At 63.9% G+C, this 17,325-nt stretch carries 8 protein-coding genes and 2 tRNA genes; 6 read left to right on the forward strand and 4 right to left on the reverse strand.

Features of this window, described 5'->3' with window-relative positions; genetic code table 11:
- Positions 1-13 precede the first annotated feature (13 nt).
- Positions 14-1,003: an NAD(P)H-quinone oxidoreductase gene (locus tag AC5RU3_RS07400; protein ID WP_493965172.1), complete on the reverse strand. Its 990-nt coding sequence runs from the start codon at positions 1,001-1,003 to the stop codon at positions 14-16.
- Positions 1,004-1,095: 92 nt separating this feature from the next.
- On the opposite strand from AC5RU3_RS07400, the gene AC5RU3_RS07405 reads away from it, so the two are divergent.
- From AC5RU3_RS07405 to AC5RU3_RS07415, 3 genes are all read left to right on the forward strand, one after another.
- Positions 1,096-1,183, forward strand: a tRNA-Ser gene (locus AC5RU3_RS07405).
- Positions 1,184-1,397: 214 nt separating this feature from the next.
- Positions 1,398-1,916, forward strand: coding sequence for a septum formation family protein (locus AC5RU3_RS07410; RefSeq protein ID WP_493965173.1), 519 nt, complete (start codon positions 1,398-1,400; stop codon positions 1,914-1,916).
- A 318-nt stretch (positions 1,917-2,234) separates the two neighbouring features.
- Positions 2,235-6,713 (forward strand): ExeM/NucH family extracellular endonuclease, encoded by a 4,479-nt coding sequence (locus AC5RU3_RS07415; RefSeq protein ID WP_493965174.1) that lies wholly within the window; start codon positions 2,235-2,237, stop codon positions 6,711-6,713.
- A gap of 87 nt (positions 6,714-6,800) precedes the next feature.
- Here the strand turns inward: AC5RU3_RS07415 and AC5RU3_RS07420 are convergent, their stop codons facing one another.
- Both AC5RU3_RS07420 and AC5RU3_RS07425 read right to left on the reverse strand, forming a co-directional pair.
- Complete coding sequence (locus AC5RU3_RS07420; protein ID WP_309069934.1) at positions 6,801-8,723, reverse strand: FAD/NAD(P)-binding protein; 1,923 nt, start codon at positions 8,721-8,723, stop codon at positions 6,801-6,803.
- Between the two features lie 62 nt (positions 8,724-8,785).
- The gene (locus AC5RU3_RS07425) at positions 8,786-11,179 is read right to left on the reverse strand and encodes an excinuclease ABC subunit UvrA (RefSeq protein WP_309123815.1); all 2,394 of its coding nucleotides are present in this window, start codon (positions 11,177-11,179) and stop codon (positions 8,786-8,788) included.
- 161 nt (positions 11,180-11,340) lie between these two features.
- On the opposite strand from AC5RU3_RS07425, the gene AC5RU3_RS07430 reads away from it, so the two are divergent.
- Positions 11,341-13,431, forward strand: coding sequence for a prolyl oligopeptidase family serine peptidase (locus AC5RU3_RS07430; protein ID WP_493965175.1), 2,091 nt, complete (start codon positions 11,341-11,343; stop codon positions 13,429-13,431).
- A gap of 63 nt (positions 13,432-13,494) precedes the next feature.
- Positions 13,495-13,582 (forward strand) — tRNA-Ser (locus tag AC5RU3_RS07435).
- A 97-nt stretch (positions 13,583-13,679) separates the two neighbouring features.
- Here AC5RU3_RS07435 and AC5RU3_RS07440 read toward each other — a convergent pair.
- Positions 13,680-15,794 carry a RecQ family ATP-dependent DNA helicase gene (locus tag AC5RU3_RS07440; RefSeq protein WP_309069931.1) on the reverse strand — a complete coding sequence of 705 codons (2,115 nt, stop codon included), beginning with the start codon at positions 15,792-15,794 and terminating at the stop codon, positions 13,680-13,682.
- A gap of 123 nt (positions 15,795-15,917) precedes the next feature.
- Here AC5RU3_RS07440 and AC5RU3_RS07445 point away from each other — a divergent pair, with 123 nt between their 5' ends.
- A complete protein-coding gene (locus tag AC5RU3_RS07445; RefSeq protein WP_493965176.1) occupies positions 15,918-17,324 on the forward strand; it encodes a phosphomannomutase/phosphoglucomutase in 1,407 nt (468 codons plus the stop codon).
- The last annotated feature ends 1 nt before the right edge of the window (position 17,325 follow it).

The following is a 17,325-nucleotide window of genomic DNA, read 5'->3' on the forward strand; positions in this document are numbered from 1 at the left end:
CTACCAAGCAGACTTATTGTTTTGAAACGGACTGCAGCGTCAAGAGGATCTTGCCGGTGTGCTGACCGGAATCAAAGTACTCGTGCGCCTGCACGACGTCGGAGAGTGGGAACGTCCGGTCGACAGGTATCGAGATGGTTCCCTCTGTGATCAGCGGCCAGATGTGCTTGTAAACCCCGGCCATAATCCCTGACTTCTCCTCGACAGGCCGCGAGCGCAATGTTGTGCCGGTGACTGACGCGCGCTTCGCCATGAGAACACCGAGGTTGAGTTCTGCCTTGGCACCACCCTGCACACCGATGACAACGAGGCGGCCGCCTGTCGCAAGCGCCTCCACGTTGCGGCTGAGGTACTTGGCGCCGACGACGTCGAGAATCACGTCCGCACCCCGTCCACCCGTCACCGCATCCACCTCAGCGACGAAGTCCTGCTCCCGATAGTTGATGCACACTTCGGCACCGAGGCTACGGGCGTAGTCGAGCTTCTGGGACGTTCCAGCAGTGACAATGGTGCGGACCCCCAGCGCACGCGCAAGCTGGATGGCCATGGTGCCGATTCCGCCCGACGCACCATGGATGAGCAGCGTCTCACCGCCGGCCATCCCAGCCGTCAGTACCAGGTTCGAGTACACCGTTGCCGCTACTTCGGGCAGGCCCGCGGCGGCCACCAGATCCACGCCATCGGGCGCTGGCAGTACCTGCCCGGCAGGCACGGTTACCTGTTCGGCGTAGCCGCCGCCGGCAAGGAGCGCGACGACGGCGTCACCCCGCTGGAAATGTGACCCACCGGCGTCGGCAATCCTTCCCGACACCTCAAGACCGGGGTACTCGGAAGCTCCCGGAGGAGGCGGGTACACGCCCTTCCGCTGCTGCACGTCCGCCCGGTTCAGCCCGGCCGAGACAACATCGATCAGTACCTCTTCTGCCTGGGGACGGGGTGGTTCAACCTCGGCCACCTCCAGGACTTGCGGTTCACCGAACCTACGCAGTACTACGGCTTTCATCGGTTCCTTCCTGACCTGCCATGTTGACTTAGCTCCGCGCAATTGGCGGTAGTTTTGTGCTGCCTGCTCTGCATGAAACACTATTCCCCTGAGGAAGGTTGTCCGAGCGGCCGAAGGAGCTGGTCTTGAAAACCAGTGGGCGGTAACCCCGTCTCAAGGGTTCGAATCCCTTACCTTCCGCATTGAGCTGGCCGGCTCACCAGTTGCACCCCGTTGTCACAGGCGGGGTGCAACTGCTTTAACCGCTCCCCCACCTGCCTGCTCGCGTGCCCGCCATCGGCACCGATCGCTGTGCCGGCGCCCCGGGCGCCCGCGTGCCCGGACCTCCGCAATAGGATCCGGTAGGCTCCGGAAAGTGCCGATCCTGACGCCCGCAACGATGAGGAGCTTCTCCATGACGATCGCCGCCGCGAAGCACCTGCTCCCGCCCGCTGCCCTGGTCATCATGGCGGCAGCTCTCACCGGTTGTGCCATAGGGAACGACGACGGCGCGCCACCTACCGGCCCGGCGTCAGCGGAACGCACGGAAGCCGCACAGGTCACAACGTCGGACGTCGCTGCCAATGACCTGCACGCGGGCGAATGCATGACCGACTCCGGCACTGCAGCAAACCCCGCCATCCAACTGCTCCCGTGCACGGAACCGCACGCGTTCGAGGTCTTCGCCACCAAGGAACTGCCGGAGGGCGACTACCCCGGTGTCGGCGAAGCCGACGCGCAGGCACAGGAGTTCTGCCGCACCGAGTTCCTCTCATTCGTGGGCGTCGACTACGACGCCTCATCTCTGGAGCTTCAGTACTTTTATCCGGTTGAGTCGGAATGGAACGACGACGGCGGACGGACGGTCGTGTGCCTGGTTGGCAACGCCGGGGGCGCACCGGCGCCGGAGACACTCCGCGACTCCCGCAGATAGTTTCCACCAGCAAGCACTCGTGTTTGAATGTGCAAAGCGTCCGCTGTGTCCCACATCACTATCAGGTGAGCGGGAGCGGCGCTGAAGTCCGTCACCACCGGGCCGACGATGGGAAATGCCGTAGATGGTCTCTACCCGGCTGATCTGTTCCCCGCAGGGTAACCGCCTGTTCACTACAGCGTGGTTGGCTTGCCGCGACCGGAATGTCACCGGCAGATCCTATTGTCACTTTCGTGGCCAGTTCCGCCGAAGCACCATGCCGAACGCGGGCATCACTCGCGGCCGTAATCCGGCCAAAGTCAAGGAGAAACAGTACGAATGAATAATTCGTGGAGGGGCGCGCTGTGTTCAGCGCTTTCGGTGGGCTTGCTAGCCTCGCCGTTGGCGTTCTCGCCAGCCAGCGCAGAAGAATCCGTCGAAGCCCAGGCAGGCGCCGGCGTCGTTATCAATGAGGCATTCGTCAACGGGGGCAGTGCCAACGCACCATTCACCCACAAGTTCGTTGAGCTGCTCAACACCACTGACGCTCCTGTGAGCCTCGACGGCTGGTCGCTGCAGTACCGGTCGGCGACGGGGGCAGCTGCACCGTCCGGCGTCGTACCGCTGAAGGGCACCATCCCTGCGAACGCCCACTTCCTTGTACAAGGCGGCAGTAACGCCGGGAACGGCGCTGCTCTTCCGGCACCTGACCAGGCCAGCGGCGCATTGAATCCCGCTGGGGCGGGCGGCACTATCATCCTGGCCAATCAGGCTACGGCCGTGAACCCGCTGCCAGTCGGTTCCGTGGTCGGCGCCGCCGGTGTTGTTGACCTGCTCGGTTACGGCACCTCCAACACCTATGAGTCGCTTGCTGAGGAAGGCCCGGCCGGTGCCACGACGCTCTCGATGAACCGCGCTGATGGCATCGATACCGACAACAACCGTGCGGATTTCACTGCTCTGGACGCCGTTACACCCACCAACGCCGCTGGTGGGACTGCCGGAAGCGAACCCGAACCAGAACCCGAACCGGAACTGCCGGTGCCCGGCGAGGTCATCCCCATCGACCAGATTCAGGGCACCTCCACAGCTACTCCCTACCTCGGCCAAATTGTCACTACGCGAGGTGTGGTCACCGCCGCGTACCCCAGCGGTGGTTTTGAGGGCTACTACATCCAGACCGCCGGAACAGGCGGAGATCTGGGAGCGGACCATTCCGCCTCGGATGGAATCTTTATCTACTCACCCGACACCGTCGGCGACGTTGCCGTCGGTGATTCCGTCGAGGTAACGGGCACCGCGGGCGAGTACTTCACTCTGTCGCAGATCACCGTGCCGGCCGGTGGCATGTCCAAGCTCACGGAAGCTGCCGAAGCAGTCAAGCCGGCGTCCGTCGCCTACCCCGCCACGGACGCCGCACGTGAAGCTCTGGAGGGCATGCTCGTCCAACCGCCCGGCGCCTTCACCGTTTCCGACAACTACATGCTGAACCAGTATGGCGAGATCACGCTCGCTGCCGGGGACACTCCCCTGGTCCAGCCTACGGAGGTCGCCCCCCCGGGCACCCCCGAGAACACGGCTGTCACAGCAGACAACGCCGCACGGGCCGTGAAGCTCGACGACGGCGCTACCACCAACTTCCTCCGCGGCACGGCGATGGACCAACCGCTGCCCTACCTCACGCCGGAGCAGCCGGTCCGGGTCAACTCGTCTGCGACCTTCACCTCGCCCGTGATCTTAGACTTCCGCAACAGCTCCTGGAAGTTCCAGCCGCTGACCGCGCTCACGGCTGCCAACTCGGCCGAAGTGCAGCCCGTCGCGTTTGTTGGGTCCCGTCCCGAGTCGCCCGCGAGCGTTGGCGGCAACGTCAAGGTCGCATCATTCAACGTACTCAACTACTTCACCACCACCGGTGACCAGCTCACCGGGTGCACCTACTACGAGGACCGGGCAGGTAATCCGGTCACGGTGCGTGGAGGCTGCGATGCTCGCGGTGCGGCGAATGCTGAGAACCTTGAACGCCAGGAAGCGAAGATCGTTGCAGCCATCAACGGGCTTGGCGCCGACGTCGTCTCCCTCGAAGAAATCGAGAACTCAGCGAAGTTCGGCAAGGACCGCGACGAAGCCCTGGCCACGTTGACCGCCGCACTGAACGAGGCCGCTCCCGGTGTGTGGGACTTCGTCCGTTCACCGGAGCAGTTGCCCGCCCTTGAGGATGAGGACTTCATCCGCACCGCCTTCATCTACAAGAAGGCAGTGGTCGAGGCAGTAGGCGAGTCAGTCATCCTCAATGACAATGACGCGTTCTCGAACGCCCGCAAGCCGCTGGCCCAGTCCTTCAACCTGCCCGGCGGAAACGACTCCACCAAGTTCCTTGTGATCGCCAACCACTTCAAATCGAAGGGATCAGGCAGCGGTGAGAACGCTGACCAGGGTGATGGCCAGGGCGCTTCCAACGCGGACCGCGTTGAGCAGGCAACGGCTCTCGTGGCCTTCGCCGACCAGCTCAAGAAGGACGCCGGTACAGACAAGGTCTTCCTCGCCGGTGATTTCAACTCCTACTCGGCCGAGGATCCCATGCAGGTCCTGTACGACGCCGGTTACATCAACCAGGGTGCCAAGACCGACGGATACTCCTACGTTTTCTCCGGCCTTGTGGGGTCGCTGGATCACATCCTTGCGTCGCCCGAAGCCGACGCGATGGTCTCCGGCGTAGACGTATGGAACATCAACGCGGTGGAGTCGGTGGCGCTGGAGTACAGCCGCTACAACTACAACGCGACCAACCTTTACGAGCCCAATCAGTTCAGGGCCAGCGATCACGATCCGGTGATTGTCGGGCTGGACCTGGCGCCCGCTAAGGCCACTACGGAGCTCAACCTCATGGGCATCAACGACTTCCACGGTCGAATCGATGCGAATACCGTGAAGTTCGCCGGAACCGTCGAAGAACTGCGCGCACAGTACGGCGAGGAGAACTCCCTGTTCCTCTCGGCTGGAGACAACATCGGGGCCTCGCTCTTTGCCTCTTCGGTCGCGAAGGATCAGCCTACGATCGACGTTCTGAACGCACTCGGCCTCAGGGCTTCAGCGGTGGGCAACCACGAGTTCGACGGCGGCTTCGCCGACCTGAGCGGGCGGGTGGCTGACGCCGCGGAATTCCCCTACCTCGGTGCGAACGTGTACCAGAAGGGCACCACCACTCCTGCCATGCAGGAGTACGAGATCGTGGAGGTGGGAGGGATCGACGTAGCTGTTATCGGCGCAGTCACAGAAGAAACGCCGTCGCTCGTGAGCCCCGGCGGCATCGCGGACCTGGAGTTCGGCGATCCCGTGGAGGCAGTGAACCGCGTCGCTGCGCAGATCGAGGAGCAGGACCTCGCTGACGTTATCGTGGCCGAGTACCACGAGGGCGCTGGAGACGGCGTAGCCGAGGGATCAACGCTCGAACAGGAAGTCGCCGCGGGCGATGCATTCGCAGATATCGTCACCGGCACCTCGCCGCTCGTCGATGCTATCTACACGGGACACACGCACAAGCAGTATGTGTGGGACGCTCCCGTTCCCGGTGTCGAGGGTGAAACCCGTCCGGTAGTTCAGACCGGCTCCTACGGCGAGTACATCGGGCAGATCACCCTCACCGTGGATAACGCCACGGGAGAGGTTGAGTCCTACACCGCGCAGAACGTCAAGCGCACCGCCACGGCCCCGGCCACCCTCGTAGCAACTTATCCCCGCGTCGCCGCGGTCAAGGCGATCGTCGATGCGGCGCTCGCTGAGGCCGAGGTCATCGGCAGCCGTGCGGTGGGTTCGGTCACTTCGGACATCACAACCGCTTTTGTGAACGGCGGCCGCGACGACCGGACCAACGAATCGACGCTGGGCAATCTCGTCGCCGACTCCATGAAGGCATCACTCTCGGCAACAGAGCGGGGCGGAGCCCAGATAGGCGTCATCAACCCGGGCGGCCTTCGCAACGAGCTCTACTACGGGGAAGACGGCGTGATCACCTACGCCGAAGCGAACGCCGTCTTGCCTTTCGTCAACAACCTGTGGACCGTCACACTGACCGGCGAGCAGTTCACAACGATGCTGGAGCAGCAGTGGCAGCCGGAAGGCTCATCGAGGTCTTTCCTCGCCCTGGGTCTCTCCGACAACGTGTCCTACACTTACAACCCGGACCTGGCAGCCGGATCCCGCATCACCTCCGTGATTATCGACGGCGCACCGCTGGACCCGGCCGCGGAATATCGGATCGGTACGGTCAGCTTCCTGGCACAGGGCGGCGACAACTTCACCGTCTTCCAGCAGGGAACCGACGTCCGTGACTCAGGTTTGGTGGACCGCGACGCGTGGATCAGCTACATCGAGCAGAACAGCCCGTTGTCGCCGAGCTTCGACCGTAGGGGCGTAGTGGTGAAGGATGCACCGGCCACTGTCACCGCGGGTGACTCCGTAACTTTCAGTGTTGCGAAGCTGGATCTGACCTCACTTGGCAGCCCGGCTAACACCAGCCTGTCGACAAGCTTCGTTGACGCTGACGGGAACGTCACCGAGTTGGGAAGCACTCCCGTCGCGGGCGGCGCTGCGCAGGTTACCGTCACCGTTCCGGAAGCAGTTGCCGGACCCGGAAGGATCGTTGTGGTGGCAGAAGAATCCGGCACTACCGTCACCCTGCCGGTCACTGTGGAAGCGGCTGCGGAGGACGCGTGCGTTGCACCGGTGAAGCCGAAGCGCGGACCCGGCGCTGAGAAACCCAACAGCTACGGCCAGGCAATGGCGGAATACCGCAGGTGCCTTGCGGCGGCCCGCGGCTAGAACGCATCCGCCGTTGAACTAACTCACACAGGAAGCGCCCCTTCGCAGCAGTGGAGGGGCGCTTCTTGTTGTTATCTGGGATACCCGCTACTGTCGGCCGAGGACAGCCAAGGCGATGTCATCGGCATCGCGGAGGGTCCGGCCCCCGGCATCCAGCGATGCACCGGCCTCGGCAGCAATCGCAGTTCCCCATTGCACGGAACTCAGCTGAAGGCCGAGAACGAAAAGGTTCTCCTGCACGAGACCGTTCGCGCCCACCGCACGGTATGGCGGCTTGGTCACGTCGAGGCCCGGGGAAACTTCAGGCACACCGTCTTCGGACATAGTGGTTCGCGCACGAACAAGCCCGTCCTCGAGCAACCGGCGAAGGAGGACGGTCTGATTCTGGGTTACACGGTTGGCGGGCATCATGGCTTCAACGAGGGCACCGGCCTCGTACTTGCCTCCATCCACCCAGGGCGAGGAGACAGCAAACCGACCTGATTCGGCGTCGAGCTCGAATCGCGGAGCAGGACCTGCAAAGCGTACGATGCCCGCCCTTGCCAATGCAGCCAACTGCTCTATCCGCAATGCGGGCGGTCCGCTCGCAAGACCTTCGACGAGCGGCTCGAACCAGCCGCGCAATTCAGCGGTCCAGGAGGCCTCAGTGAGGCCGCCGTCAGCGACGACCTGCTTGATGACGGACCGCCCGGCGTTCATCGCACCGATGGCCATCTTCAGAGGGTCATCTTCGCCGCGGTCGGAGCCGGCCGCGTCCTTCTCGAGATAATCCAGCACCGCCCGGTTGTACTCGTCGGAGGACGCAAACCGGTGCCTCCCGAAAGGCTGTGCCAGCGCTTCGAGATCAAGCCGGTCGGCAGGCGGGACGGTTGCCTCAAGAAGATCCTCCAACCGCCGTGGCCAGGCCCTGTCAGAGTCGTCGAGCACGTCCCGAAGCGACGCGCAGAACGAATCGGGAAGCCCGGAGATCCGGGCCAGCGTGCTGTAGTACGCCCACACGGCGTCCCGGTGGAGCAGCGGCCACAGGTCGTGGTCGAAACCGGGCTGAATCCCGTTCGCTGCGAAGCTGCCGGCGCGTTCAAGCGTGCAGTAGCGGAGCTGCACACTGCGTGGAACATAACTGTCGAGCTTCGCTTTCGCGCGGTACGGAGTTCCTCGGCGCGACGCGGCAATCACCAGAGGCTCCCTACCGGAGGGCTGGTAGGTCAGCGCCCTGCCCGCGGGTTCACCGCTCGTCACGAATCTGCCGCCACGGCCTTCCGTGAGGTGAGTGATGATGTCGAAGAAGTTCAGGCCGAGCCCGCGGAACAGGACACGCTTGCGGGCCGGGAGCCGGTTCCAATCGGCGTCGGCCGGCACGTTGGGGGCCCAGTACTGAAGGCCAAGCCGCGCTGCGCCGTCGCGCAGGGCTTCCTGCTCGGGGTTGAGTTGGGCGGGAAGGTGGCCCATAGCCAGTACGACGGCGTCGCTCGCCACCGTGCTGCCCTCGCTGAGTTCGATCCGAAAACCTGCAGGCAGCGCCTCGACATGCTGGGCCTCGCAGGAATGCACGATGACATCGAAGCCGTCCCCCAGCGAGCCCGTCAAAGACGAGAAGATCCATTCGAGATATCGCCCATAGATCGCCCTGCTCGGAAAGTCCACCGAGCTGAGCGATCGAAGCTCCGAACGGTCCGCATCGCTCAGGCGCGCATCAGGAGCCGCGTCCATGCGCTGCCGCCAGTCGTCAAAGGACAGTGGCACGGGCGACTGCGCACGTTCGGCGGCGGCCTGACCGACCGGCACGACAGTGGGAAACAGTGCCGGGGTGTTCATGAGGAAGTGCCGCGACTGGTCGGTGCGCCAGACATGACCGGGGCCGGGGTGGTGAGGATCGATCAGGTGGACGGTGACGACGGAACGATCAACCTCGGCCTGTGCGCGCCAGTTCGCGATGAGGCGCTCGAGAACGGAGATACCACGCGGGCCGGCGCCGATAATGGCCACCTGTACAGCCCGCGTTGTCTCCATCCATCTAGGTTATCCGCCGTGCGCTGAGCTTCTGTTCAACCGATTCATCGCCCGCATGGCCCTCATCCCGTGGCTACGTATGCCGCCAGATGCTTGCCTGTCAGCGTGGAGTGCCCAGCGACGAGGTCGGCCGGCGTTCCCTCGAAGACCACTGTGCCTCCGTCGTGCCCGGCGCCCGGACCGAGATCGATAATCCAGTCTGCGTGCGCCATCACCGCCTGGTGATGCTCAATGACCAGGACTGATTTCCCAGAGTCGACGAGGCGATCCAACAGCCCAAGCAGCTGCTCGACGTCGGCCAGGTGAAGTCCGGTCGTCGGCTCGTCAAGGACGTAGATGTCACCCTTCTCCCCCATCTGGGTGGCAAGCTTGAGCCGTTGCCGCTCGCCGCCGGACAGTGTGGTGAGCGGCTGCCCCAGGCTGAGATAGCCGAGGCCGACGTCGGCCATCCGTTCGAGGATCTTGTGGGCGGCGGGGGTACGGGCCTCGCCGTCCCCGAAAAACCCGACCGCCTCCGAAACGGGCATGGCAAGCACTTCGGAGATGTTCTTTCCACCCACTGTGTACTCAAGTACTGAGGCCTGGAATCGCCTGCCTTCACATTCTTCGCACGGGGATTCCATGGTCGCCATCACGCCCAGGTCGGTGTAGATCACCCCTGCGCCGTTACAGGTGGAGCAGGCACCCTCCGAGTTGGAACTGAACAGAGCGGGTTTGACGCCGTTGACCTTCGCGAACGTCTTGCGGATGGGCTCAAGAAGTCCGGTATAGGTGGCGGGGTTGCTTCGCCGGGAGCCGCGGATGGCCGCCTGGTCGATCACTACAACGCCATCGCGCTGTGCAACGGATCCGTGGATCAGCGAGCTCTTGCCGGAACCGGCCACGCCCGTGACCACACACAGGACCCCCAGGGGGACATCGACGTCGACGTTCTGCAGGTTGTGTGTTGAAGCTCCCCTGATCTCCAGCACCTGCTTCGGGGAACGGACCTGCTCCTTGAGCCTGGCGCGGTCATCGAGATGGCGACCGGTGACGGTGTCACTTTCCCGCAGTCCCTCGACAGTTCCCTCGTAACAGACCGCGCCGCCACCGGTTCCGGCCCCGGGCCCCAGGTCGATAACGTGATCGGCGATCGTGATGGTCTCGGGTTTGTGCTCAACGACCAGCACAGTATTGCCTTTGTCCCGCAACTGCAGCAGCAGTTTATTCATGCGCTCGATGTCGTGCGGATGGAGGCCGATGCTCGGCTCGTCGAAGACATACGTGACATCGGTGAGTGAGGATCCCAGGTGCCGGATCATCTTGGTCCGCTGCGCCTCGCCGCCCGAGAGCGTGCCGGCCGGCCGGTCGAGGGAAAGGTAACCCAGCCCGATTTCGGCGAACGAGTCGAGAAGGTGCTGAAGCCCTTTGAGCAACGGTGCAACGGAAGGCTCCTTGAGGTCCCGGAGCCACTGTGCAAGATCGCTGATCTGCATGGTGCAGAGCTCGGCGATGTTCTTGCCCTGGATCTTCGAGGACAGAGCCGCCTGGGTGAGCCGTGTTCCCTCGCACTCGGGGCAGGTCTGGAACGTCACGGCGCGCTCAACGAACCGACGCACATGCGGCTGCATGGCTTCCGGGTCCTTGGAAAGCATCGACTTCTGGATCTTCGGGATAATCCCCTCGAACGTGAGGTTGACGCCTTCGACCTTGATCTTGGTGGGCTCCGCATACAGCATCGTGTCGAGCTGCTTCTTGGTGAACTTCTCGATCGGTTTGTCCATGGGCAGCCCCATGCCCTCGAACAACCTTCCGTACCACCCGTCCATCGAGTAGCCGGGGACGGTCAGCGCCCCGTCGGCGAGCGTCTTGGCCTCGTCGTAGAGAGCGGTGCGGTCAATGTCGCTGACGTTGCCCATGCCCTCGCATCTCGGGCACATGCCACCGAGGTATACCGCCTGGCTGACCACGCTCTTCTCCACGCGGCCGCCCTTGTCGGTGGACATGACACCGCTGGCCTTGCGCGTCGGCACATTGAAGGAATACGCGGTAGGTGGACCGACATACGGCGACCCCAACCTGCTGAAGAGGATGCGGAGCATGGCGTTGGCATCCGTCGCCGTTCCCACGGTGGAGCGCGGGTTGGCTCCCATTCTCTCCTGGTCGACGATGATGGCAGTCGTCAACCCCTCGAGCAGATCGACTTCCGGCCGGGCAAGCGAAGGCATGAACCCCTGCACGAAGGCGCTGTAGGTCTCGTTGATCATCCGCTGGGACTCGGCGGCGATGGTTGCGAAGACCAGGGAGCTCTTGCCCGATCCGGAGACGCCGGTGAATACCGTCAGTCGCCGCTTGGGGATCTCCACACTGATGTCTTTGAGGTTGTTTTCGCGGGCTCCCTGCACCCGGATCACTTCATGGGTATCCGCGATGTGCGTGTCTGCACTGTCCAGATCAGTGCTTGTGGCCGTATTCATTCTGCCTCCAGGTGCTGCGGAGCGGGTGGAATCCGGGACGGCGGACGTGTGGCGGTACCCCGGCACTATCCAGACTGGATCTATCTAATCAGGTGGCATCGCCAATGGGCAGACCCGGTCGGTACCGAGAGAAAATGGGGCAGGTTGCCTAAGATAACGGTATGACGCACACCACGCAGCAGCCCGACTCTGCACTTGAGGATGAGTTCCTCTGGCTGGAGGACATCTACGGAGAGAAGCCCCTGGAATGGGTGCGCAGCGAGAACTCCGTGACAGAGGAAGCTCTCGTCAACCCGGAGTTCCTAGCATCTGAACAGCGACTCCTTGAGGTACTCGATGCCACGGACCGCATTCCGATGGTTTCCAAGCGCGGCGGGCATTATTACAACTTCTGGCGTGACAAAGATCACCCGAAGGGCTTGTGGCGGCGGACCACCTGGGACAGCTACCTGACGGACGCGCCGGAGTGGGACGTCCTTCTCGACGTGGATGCCCTGGCGGCAGACGAGGAGAAGGAATGGGTGTGGGGCGGAGCCATGTTCCTGCGCCCCGACGAGGGCGAGCCCTATCGGCGCGTGCTCATCGCGCTTTCGCCGGACGGCGGCGACGCGCAGCGGTACCGCGAGTACGACGTCGTTGACCGCGCGTTCGTCGAGGGCGGCTTCGACATCCCGGTGGCGAAAAGCAGGATCAGCTGGGCCGGACCGGATGCGCTTCACGTCGGCACGGATTTTGGCCCCGGAACAATGACCACGAGCTCCTACCCGCGCACCGTGCGCACCCTCCGCCGTGGAGAGGAACTCCATTCTGCGGAGCTGTATTTCGAGATTCCGGAAACCTCGATGATGGCCGTGGTGATGCACGACCAGACCCCCGGATTCGAGCGGGACATCGCAGCGCACATCGTTGACTTCTACTCCAGCCGCACGTATCTGCGCCGCGACGGTGAGTGGGTGCATGTCGACGTTCCGGATGACGTCAACGTGTCGCTGCACCGGGAATGGCTGGTGCTGCGGCCCAGAACCGACTTCGAGCTGGACGGTGTAACGTACCGTGGCGGCTCCCTCCAGGCCGCGCCGTTGGAAGCTTTCCTGAGCGGGCAACGCGCACTGACAACCGTCTTCGAGCCCGACGAGCACACGGCCCTGCAGTCGTGGAGCTGGACCCGCGACCGCCTCCTGCTGAACCTGCTGAAGGATGTCTCCTCGGAAATCCGCGTCCTCAATCCAGCCGATGGTTGGTCTTCAGAATTGCTGGACGCGTGCCCGCCCCTCCACTCGGTGGACGCGTACGCCGTGGATGACGAGGACGACGACGCCGGTAACGACTACTGGCTTGTCGCCACCGGATTCCTGACGCCTACCACGGTGGTGCGCGGCACCATCGGCGGGGGTCACGAGGAAGTCAAGGCGTCGCCGTCGTACTTCGATGAGTCTGCGTTCGAGGTGGAGCAGCACTTCGCAGTGTCCGCTGACGGCACCCGGGTGCCTTACTTCCAGGTCGCGCCGAAGGGCCTCGTGCTCGACGGCGGCAACCCGACCCTGCTCTCCGGGTACGGAGGATTTGAGCATGCCATGACGCCGGCGTACAGCGGGGTCATCGGGCGGGGCTGGCTGGAACGCCGAACCGGTGACGGCCGCTCAGGCGTGTATGTACTGGCGAACATTCGCGGTGGCGGTGAATACGGCCCGGCGTGGCATCAGGCGGCCCTGCATGCCAACCGGCACCGCGCCTACGAGGACTTTGCCGCGATTGCGCAGGATCTGGTGGACCGCGGCGTCACCAGCCCTGAGCTGCTCGGTTGCACGGGCAGGAGCAACGGCGGCCTGCTGGTCGGGAACATGCTGACGCAGTATCCGCACCTGTTCGGGGCAATCTCGTGCGGCGTGCCGCTGCTCGACATGAAGCGGTACACCAAGCTTTCCGCGGGGTACTCGTGGATCGCCGAGTACGGTGATCCTGACAACCCGGAGCAGTGGGAATACGTTCAGACGTTCTCCCCGTACCACCGCTTGCAGGAGGGTAGGAAGTACCCGAAGACCCTGATCTGGACGGCCACGAGTGACGATCGGGTTGGCCCGGTGCAGGCGCGCAAGATGGCTGCACGAATGAAGTCGCTCGGTGTGGAGAACGTATGGTTCCACGAGGCACTCGAAGGTGGACATGCGGGCGCGTCGGATAACCGCCAGGCTGCGCGCATGCATGCCATGTCCTACGAGTTCGTGTGGAAGGCCTTGACCGGCGGGCTGTAGCTTGGCTGATTTTGCTCTTGCCCGGAGGTTCTGGGTAGTCTTGGGTGGCTAGTAATAGCTGCTGGAGACGTGCCAGAGCGGCCGAATGGGCTTCACTGCTAATGAAGTGTGGGTCTAAAGCCCACCGGGGGTTCAAATCCCCCCGTCTCCGCGTTTGGATCAGGCGCCCTGCGAATTGAGAAATCAACTCCCAGGGCGCCTTTTCTTTTGGTTCAACCGGTGCGGGGCGGGTGCCTCCACCGGCCGCGTCAGGCCTTGAGCGCGAGCACGAAGGGAAGCACCTCCTGAGCACCCGCCTGCCGGAGCGCCCTTCCGGCGACGGTGATACTCCAGCGGCTGTCCGCCAGGTCATCGACCAACAGCACCGGCCCCGGGTTCGCTCCGAACCAGGCTCGGCCTTCCTCTGGCACCGCGAACTTTTCCCATACCGAGGCGAGACGGAACGCGCTGTTGCCGCCGGAGCTGCCGCTTGGCCATCCCTGCGGCAACTGCAGTGCGCCGAGGTACGGAATACGTCCGACTCCGGCCAGGCCCTCGGCGAGTGATCGGATGAGGAGGGGACGCCGTCGGGATGGCATGCTGACCACCGCTACCGGGCGGGTGTCCCAGTGCCACTCCGACAGAACACGGACACAGGCCTGCGCGGCGGCAGGATCCAGTGCCGCATCCTCCGTTGCATCTGCCAGGAGTTCTCGCACCCGGTTGCCCCACCCGAGGTCGGTCATGCGAGCCAGCGCGCGACCGGCGGAGACCTGCTGGTCGGCGGCGATACGGCCCTTGACGGGCACATTCAGCTTGTCCATCCCGGACGGCCATTGCCCCCTGGGCTCCAGAAGGACACCCACCCTGCCGAGGGCGCTTCCCGCGCTCTCCGAGGCATCGTGCGAAACCTCATCGGAGTACCACGGGCCGGCACAGTTGTCGCACCGGCCGCACGGTGCGGCCGAGGGGTCGTCGAGCGCAGCGGCAAGGAACTCCATTCGGCAACTGCCGGTGTTCTCATAATCGAGCATCGCGTTCTGTTCGTGGACCCGTGCCTGCGAAATGCGGGCGTAGCGCTCGCGATCGTAGGTCCAGCGGTTTCCGGTTGCCTGCCACCCGCCGGTGACCTTCCGTACTGCCCCGTCCACATCGAGCACCTTCAGGAGGAGCTCGAGAGGTGAGCGGCGCACATCGACGCGGGTCTCCAGAGCCGGGGTGGAGAGCACTGCACCACCGGCGAGCTCCTCAAGAATGCGCTGCGCCTTGTCTTCTGCCGGCATCGACGCAGTAGCGAAGTACTCCCAGATGTCGCGGTCTTCATTTCCCGGAAGCAGCAGGACGTCTGCGTTGGGCGTACCTCGCCCGGCCCTGCCAACCTGCTGGTAGTAGGCGACCGGCGACGAGGGCGCCCCGAGATGGACCACGAATCCAAGATCCGGCTTGTCGAATCCCATCCCGAGGGCGCTGGTGGCGACGAGAGCCTTCACGTCGTTGTTCTTCAGCGCCTGCTCTGCGGATTCGCGGTCCGCAGGGTCGGTGCGCCCTGTATAGGCAAGCACTGCATGACCGCTTTCACGCAGGAGCCGCGCTGTGTCTTCTGCGGCTGAGACGGTAAGGGTGTAGATGATGCCGCTCCCCGGAAGCTCCCCCAGATGAGTCAGCAGCCATGCCAGCCGCGACTTCGGACTGGGAAGGCGGAGCACACCCAACCGCAACGACTTCCGGGCAAGTTCCCCCCGCAGCGTATAAACGGCTGTTCCGTCAGTGCCGAGCTGATCCTCGACGTCCTCGACCACCCGCGAGTTGGCAGTAGCAGTAGTTGCCAGCACCGGAACGCCGGACGGCAGGGTGGTGATGAGGTCGCGGAGCCGGCGATAGTCCGGCCGGAAATCGTGTCCCCAGTCGGAGATGCAGTGGGCTTCATCGATCACCAGCAGCCCGGTTCGCCGGATAAGTTCGGGGAGCTGATTCTCCCGGAAACCCGGATTGTTGAGCCGTTCGGGCGAGACAAGCAGAACGTCGAGCTGGTTCGCTTCAAGCTGTGCGGTGATTTCCTGCCACTCCGTCTGGTTCGCGGAGTTGATCGCCGCGGCTCTGACCCCGGCACGCTCGGCAGCCGCCACCTGATCCCGCATCAGGGCCAACAGCGGTGACACGATGAGGGTGGGCCCGGCACCGGCCGAACGCAGCAGGAGGCTCGCAACGAAGTAGACAGCTGACTTTCCCCAACCGGTGCGCTGAACCACCAGAGCGCGGCGGCCGCCATGAACCAGTGCCTCGATCGCCTCGAACTGCCCCTCATGGAAAGCGGCATCCTCACGACCCACAAGGGTTCGGAGAATAGAGAGCGCCTGCTGGTGCAGGGTGGTTGTTTCAGCCATGCGCCCCAGTATGGCAGTTGCAACCGACGCTCCCGTGGCCCTCTTCGCGAGTGTGGACAACCGTCGTCGTCTGTTACTCCCCACCCCGCGGTGGCGGGTAACAGACCGGTTAGACTTTCCAGCGTGACTACAACCATCGACCTTTCCGCATCGTTCAAGGCCTATGACGTTCGAGGGATTGTCGGTGAAACCATCACCGTGGAGTCCGTCAGGGCAGTAGGTGCTGCTTTTGTCGATGTAATCGGCCTTGCCGGGGAAACGATCCTGGTGGGAGGAGACATGCGTCCTTCCTCCCCTGAGTTCTCCGAAGCGTTCGCGGAGGGAGCTACCGCCCGCGGCGCCGACGTTATTTTTCTGGGCCAGATCTCCACCGATGAGTTGTACTACGCGAGCGGAACCTTCAACGCAGCGGGCGTCACCTTCACCGCCAGCCACAACCCCGCGCAGTACAACGGTATGAAGATGTCACGGCCCGGCGCCGTGCCGGTGTCGTCCGAGTCCGGCCTGGCGGAGATCAGGGAACTGGCCGAACAGTATCTTGGGGAAGGTTCCATCCCGTCAGCCGACCGGCGGGGCTCCACTTCTTCCCGCGACGTTCTCAAGGATTACGCACAGTACCTGCGCTCACTGGTGGACCTGTCCGGAAGCCATCCGCTGAAGGTGGTCGTTGACGCCGGCAACGGCATGGCTGGCCTCACCACTCCCGCCGTTCTTGGTGCAGAGTTCCTCGAGGCTCTGCCGCTGGAGATTGTCCCGCTCTACTTCGAACTCGACGGCACCTTCCCCAACCACCCAGCCAACCCCCTGGAGCCCGAGAATCTCCATGACCTGCAGCAGGCCGTGGTCAGCAACGGGGCGGACATCGGCCTCGCATTCGACGGTGACGCCGACCGGTGCTTCGTCATCGATGAGCAGGGCAATCCCGTCTCGCCGAGCGCCATCACCGGTATGGTTGCGCGCCGGGAGATCCGCCGCGCCCAGGCAGCCGGCGAGCAGGAACCTGTAATCATCCACAACCTGATCACCTCCCGTGCGGTTCCCGAGCTTGTCCGTGCGGAGGGCGGCCGCCCGGTGCGGACCCGCGTAGGGCACTCGTTCATCAAGGCAGTCATGGCCGAGGAAGGCGCAGTCTTCGGCGGCGAGCACTCGGCCCACTACTACTTCCGGGAGTTCTGGAATGCTGACACCGGCATGCTCGCAGCCATGCACGTTCTTGCGGCGCTCGGCGAGCAGAATGAGCCGCTGTCGGAACTCGGCCGCGAATACGAGCCCTACTTTGCCTCCGGCGAGCTCAACACCAAGCTCGACGACGTCCGGGCTGCTATTGCGCGCGTGCGCCAGGAATTCGACAACGATGGCGTCACGGTCGACGAAGTCGACGGCCTCACTTTCACCGCGGACGACGGATCGTGGTGGTTCAACCTCCGCGCGTCCAACACGGAGCCGTTCCTGCGGCTGAACGCGGAAGCAGAAAATCCCCAGACACTCGAAAACCTGACCTCAGCCGTCCTGGAGCAGATCCGCCAGTAAC

This window comes from Arthrobacter sp. MDB1-55, from assembly GCF_059092925.1.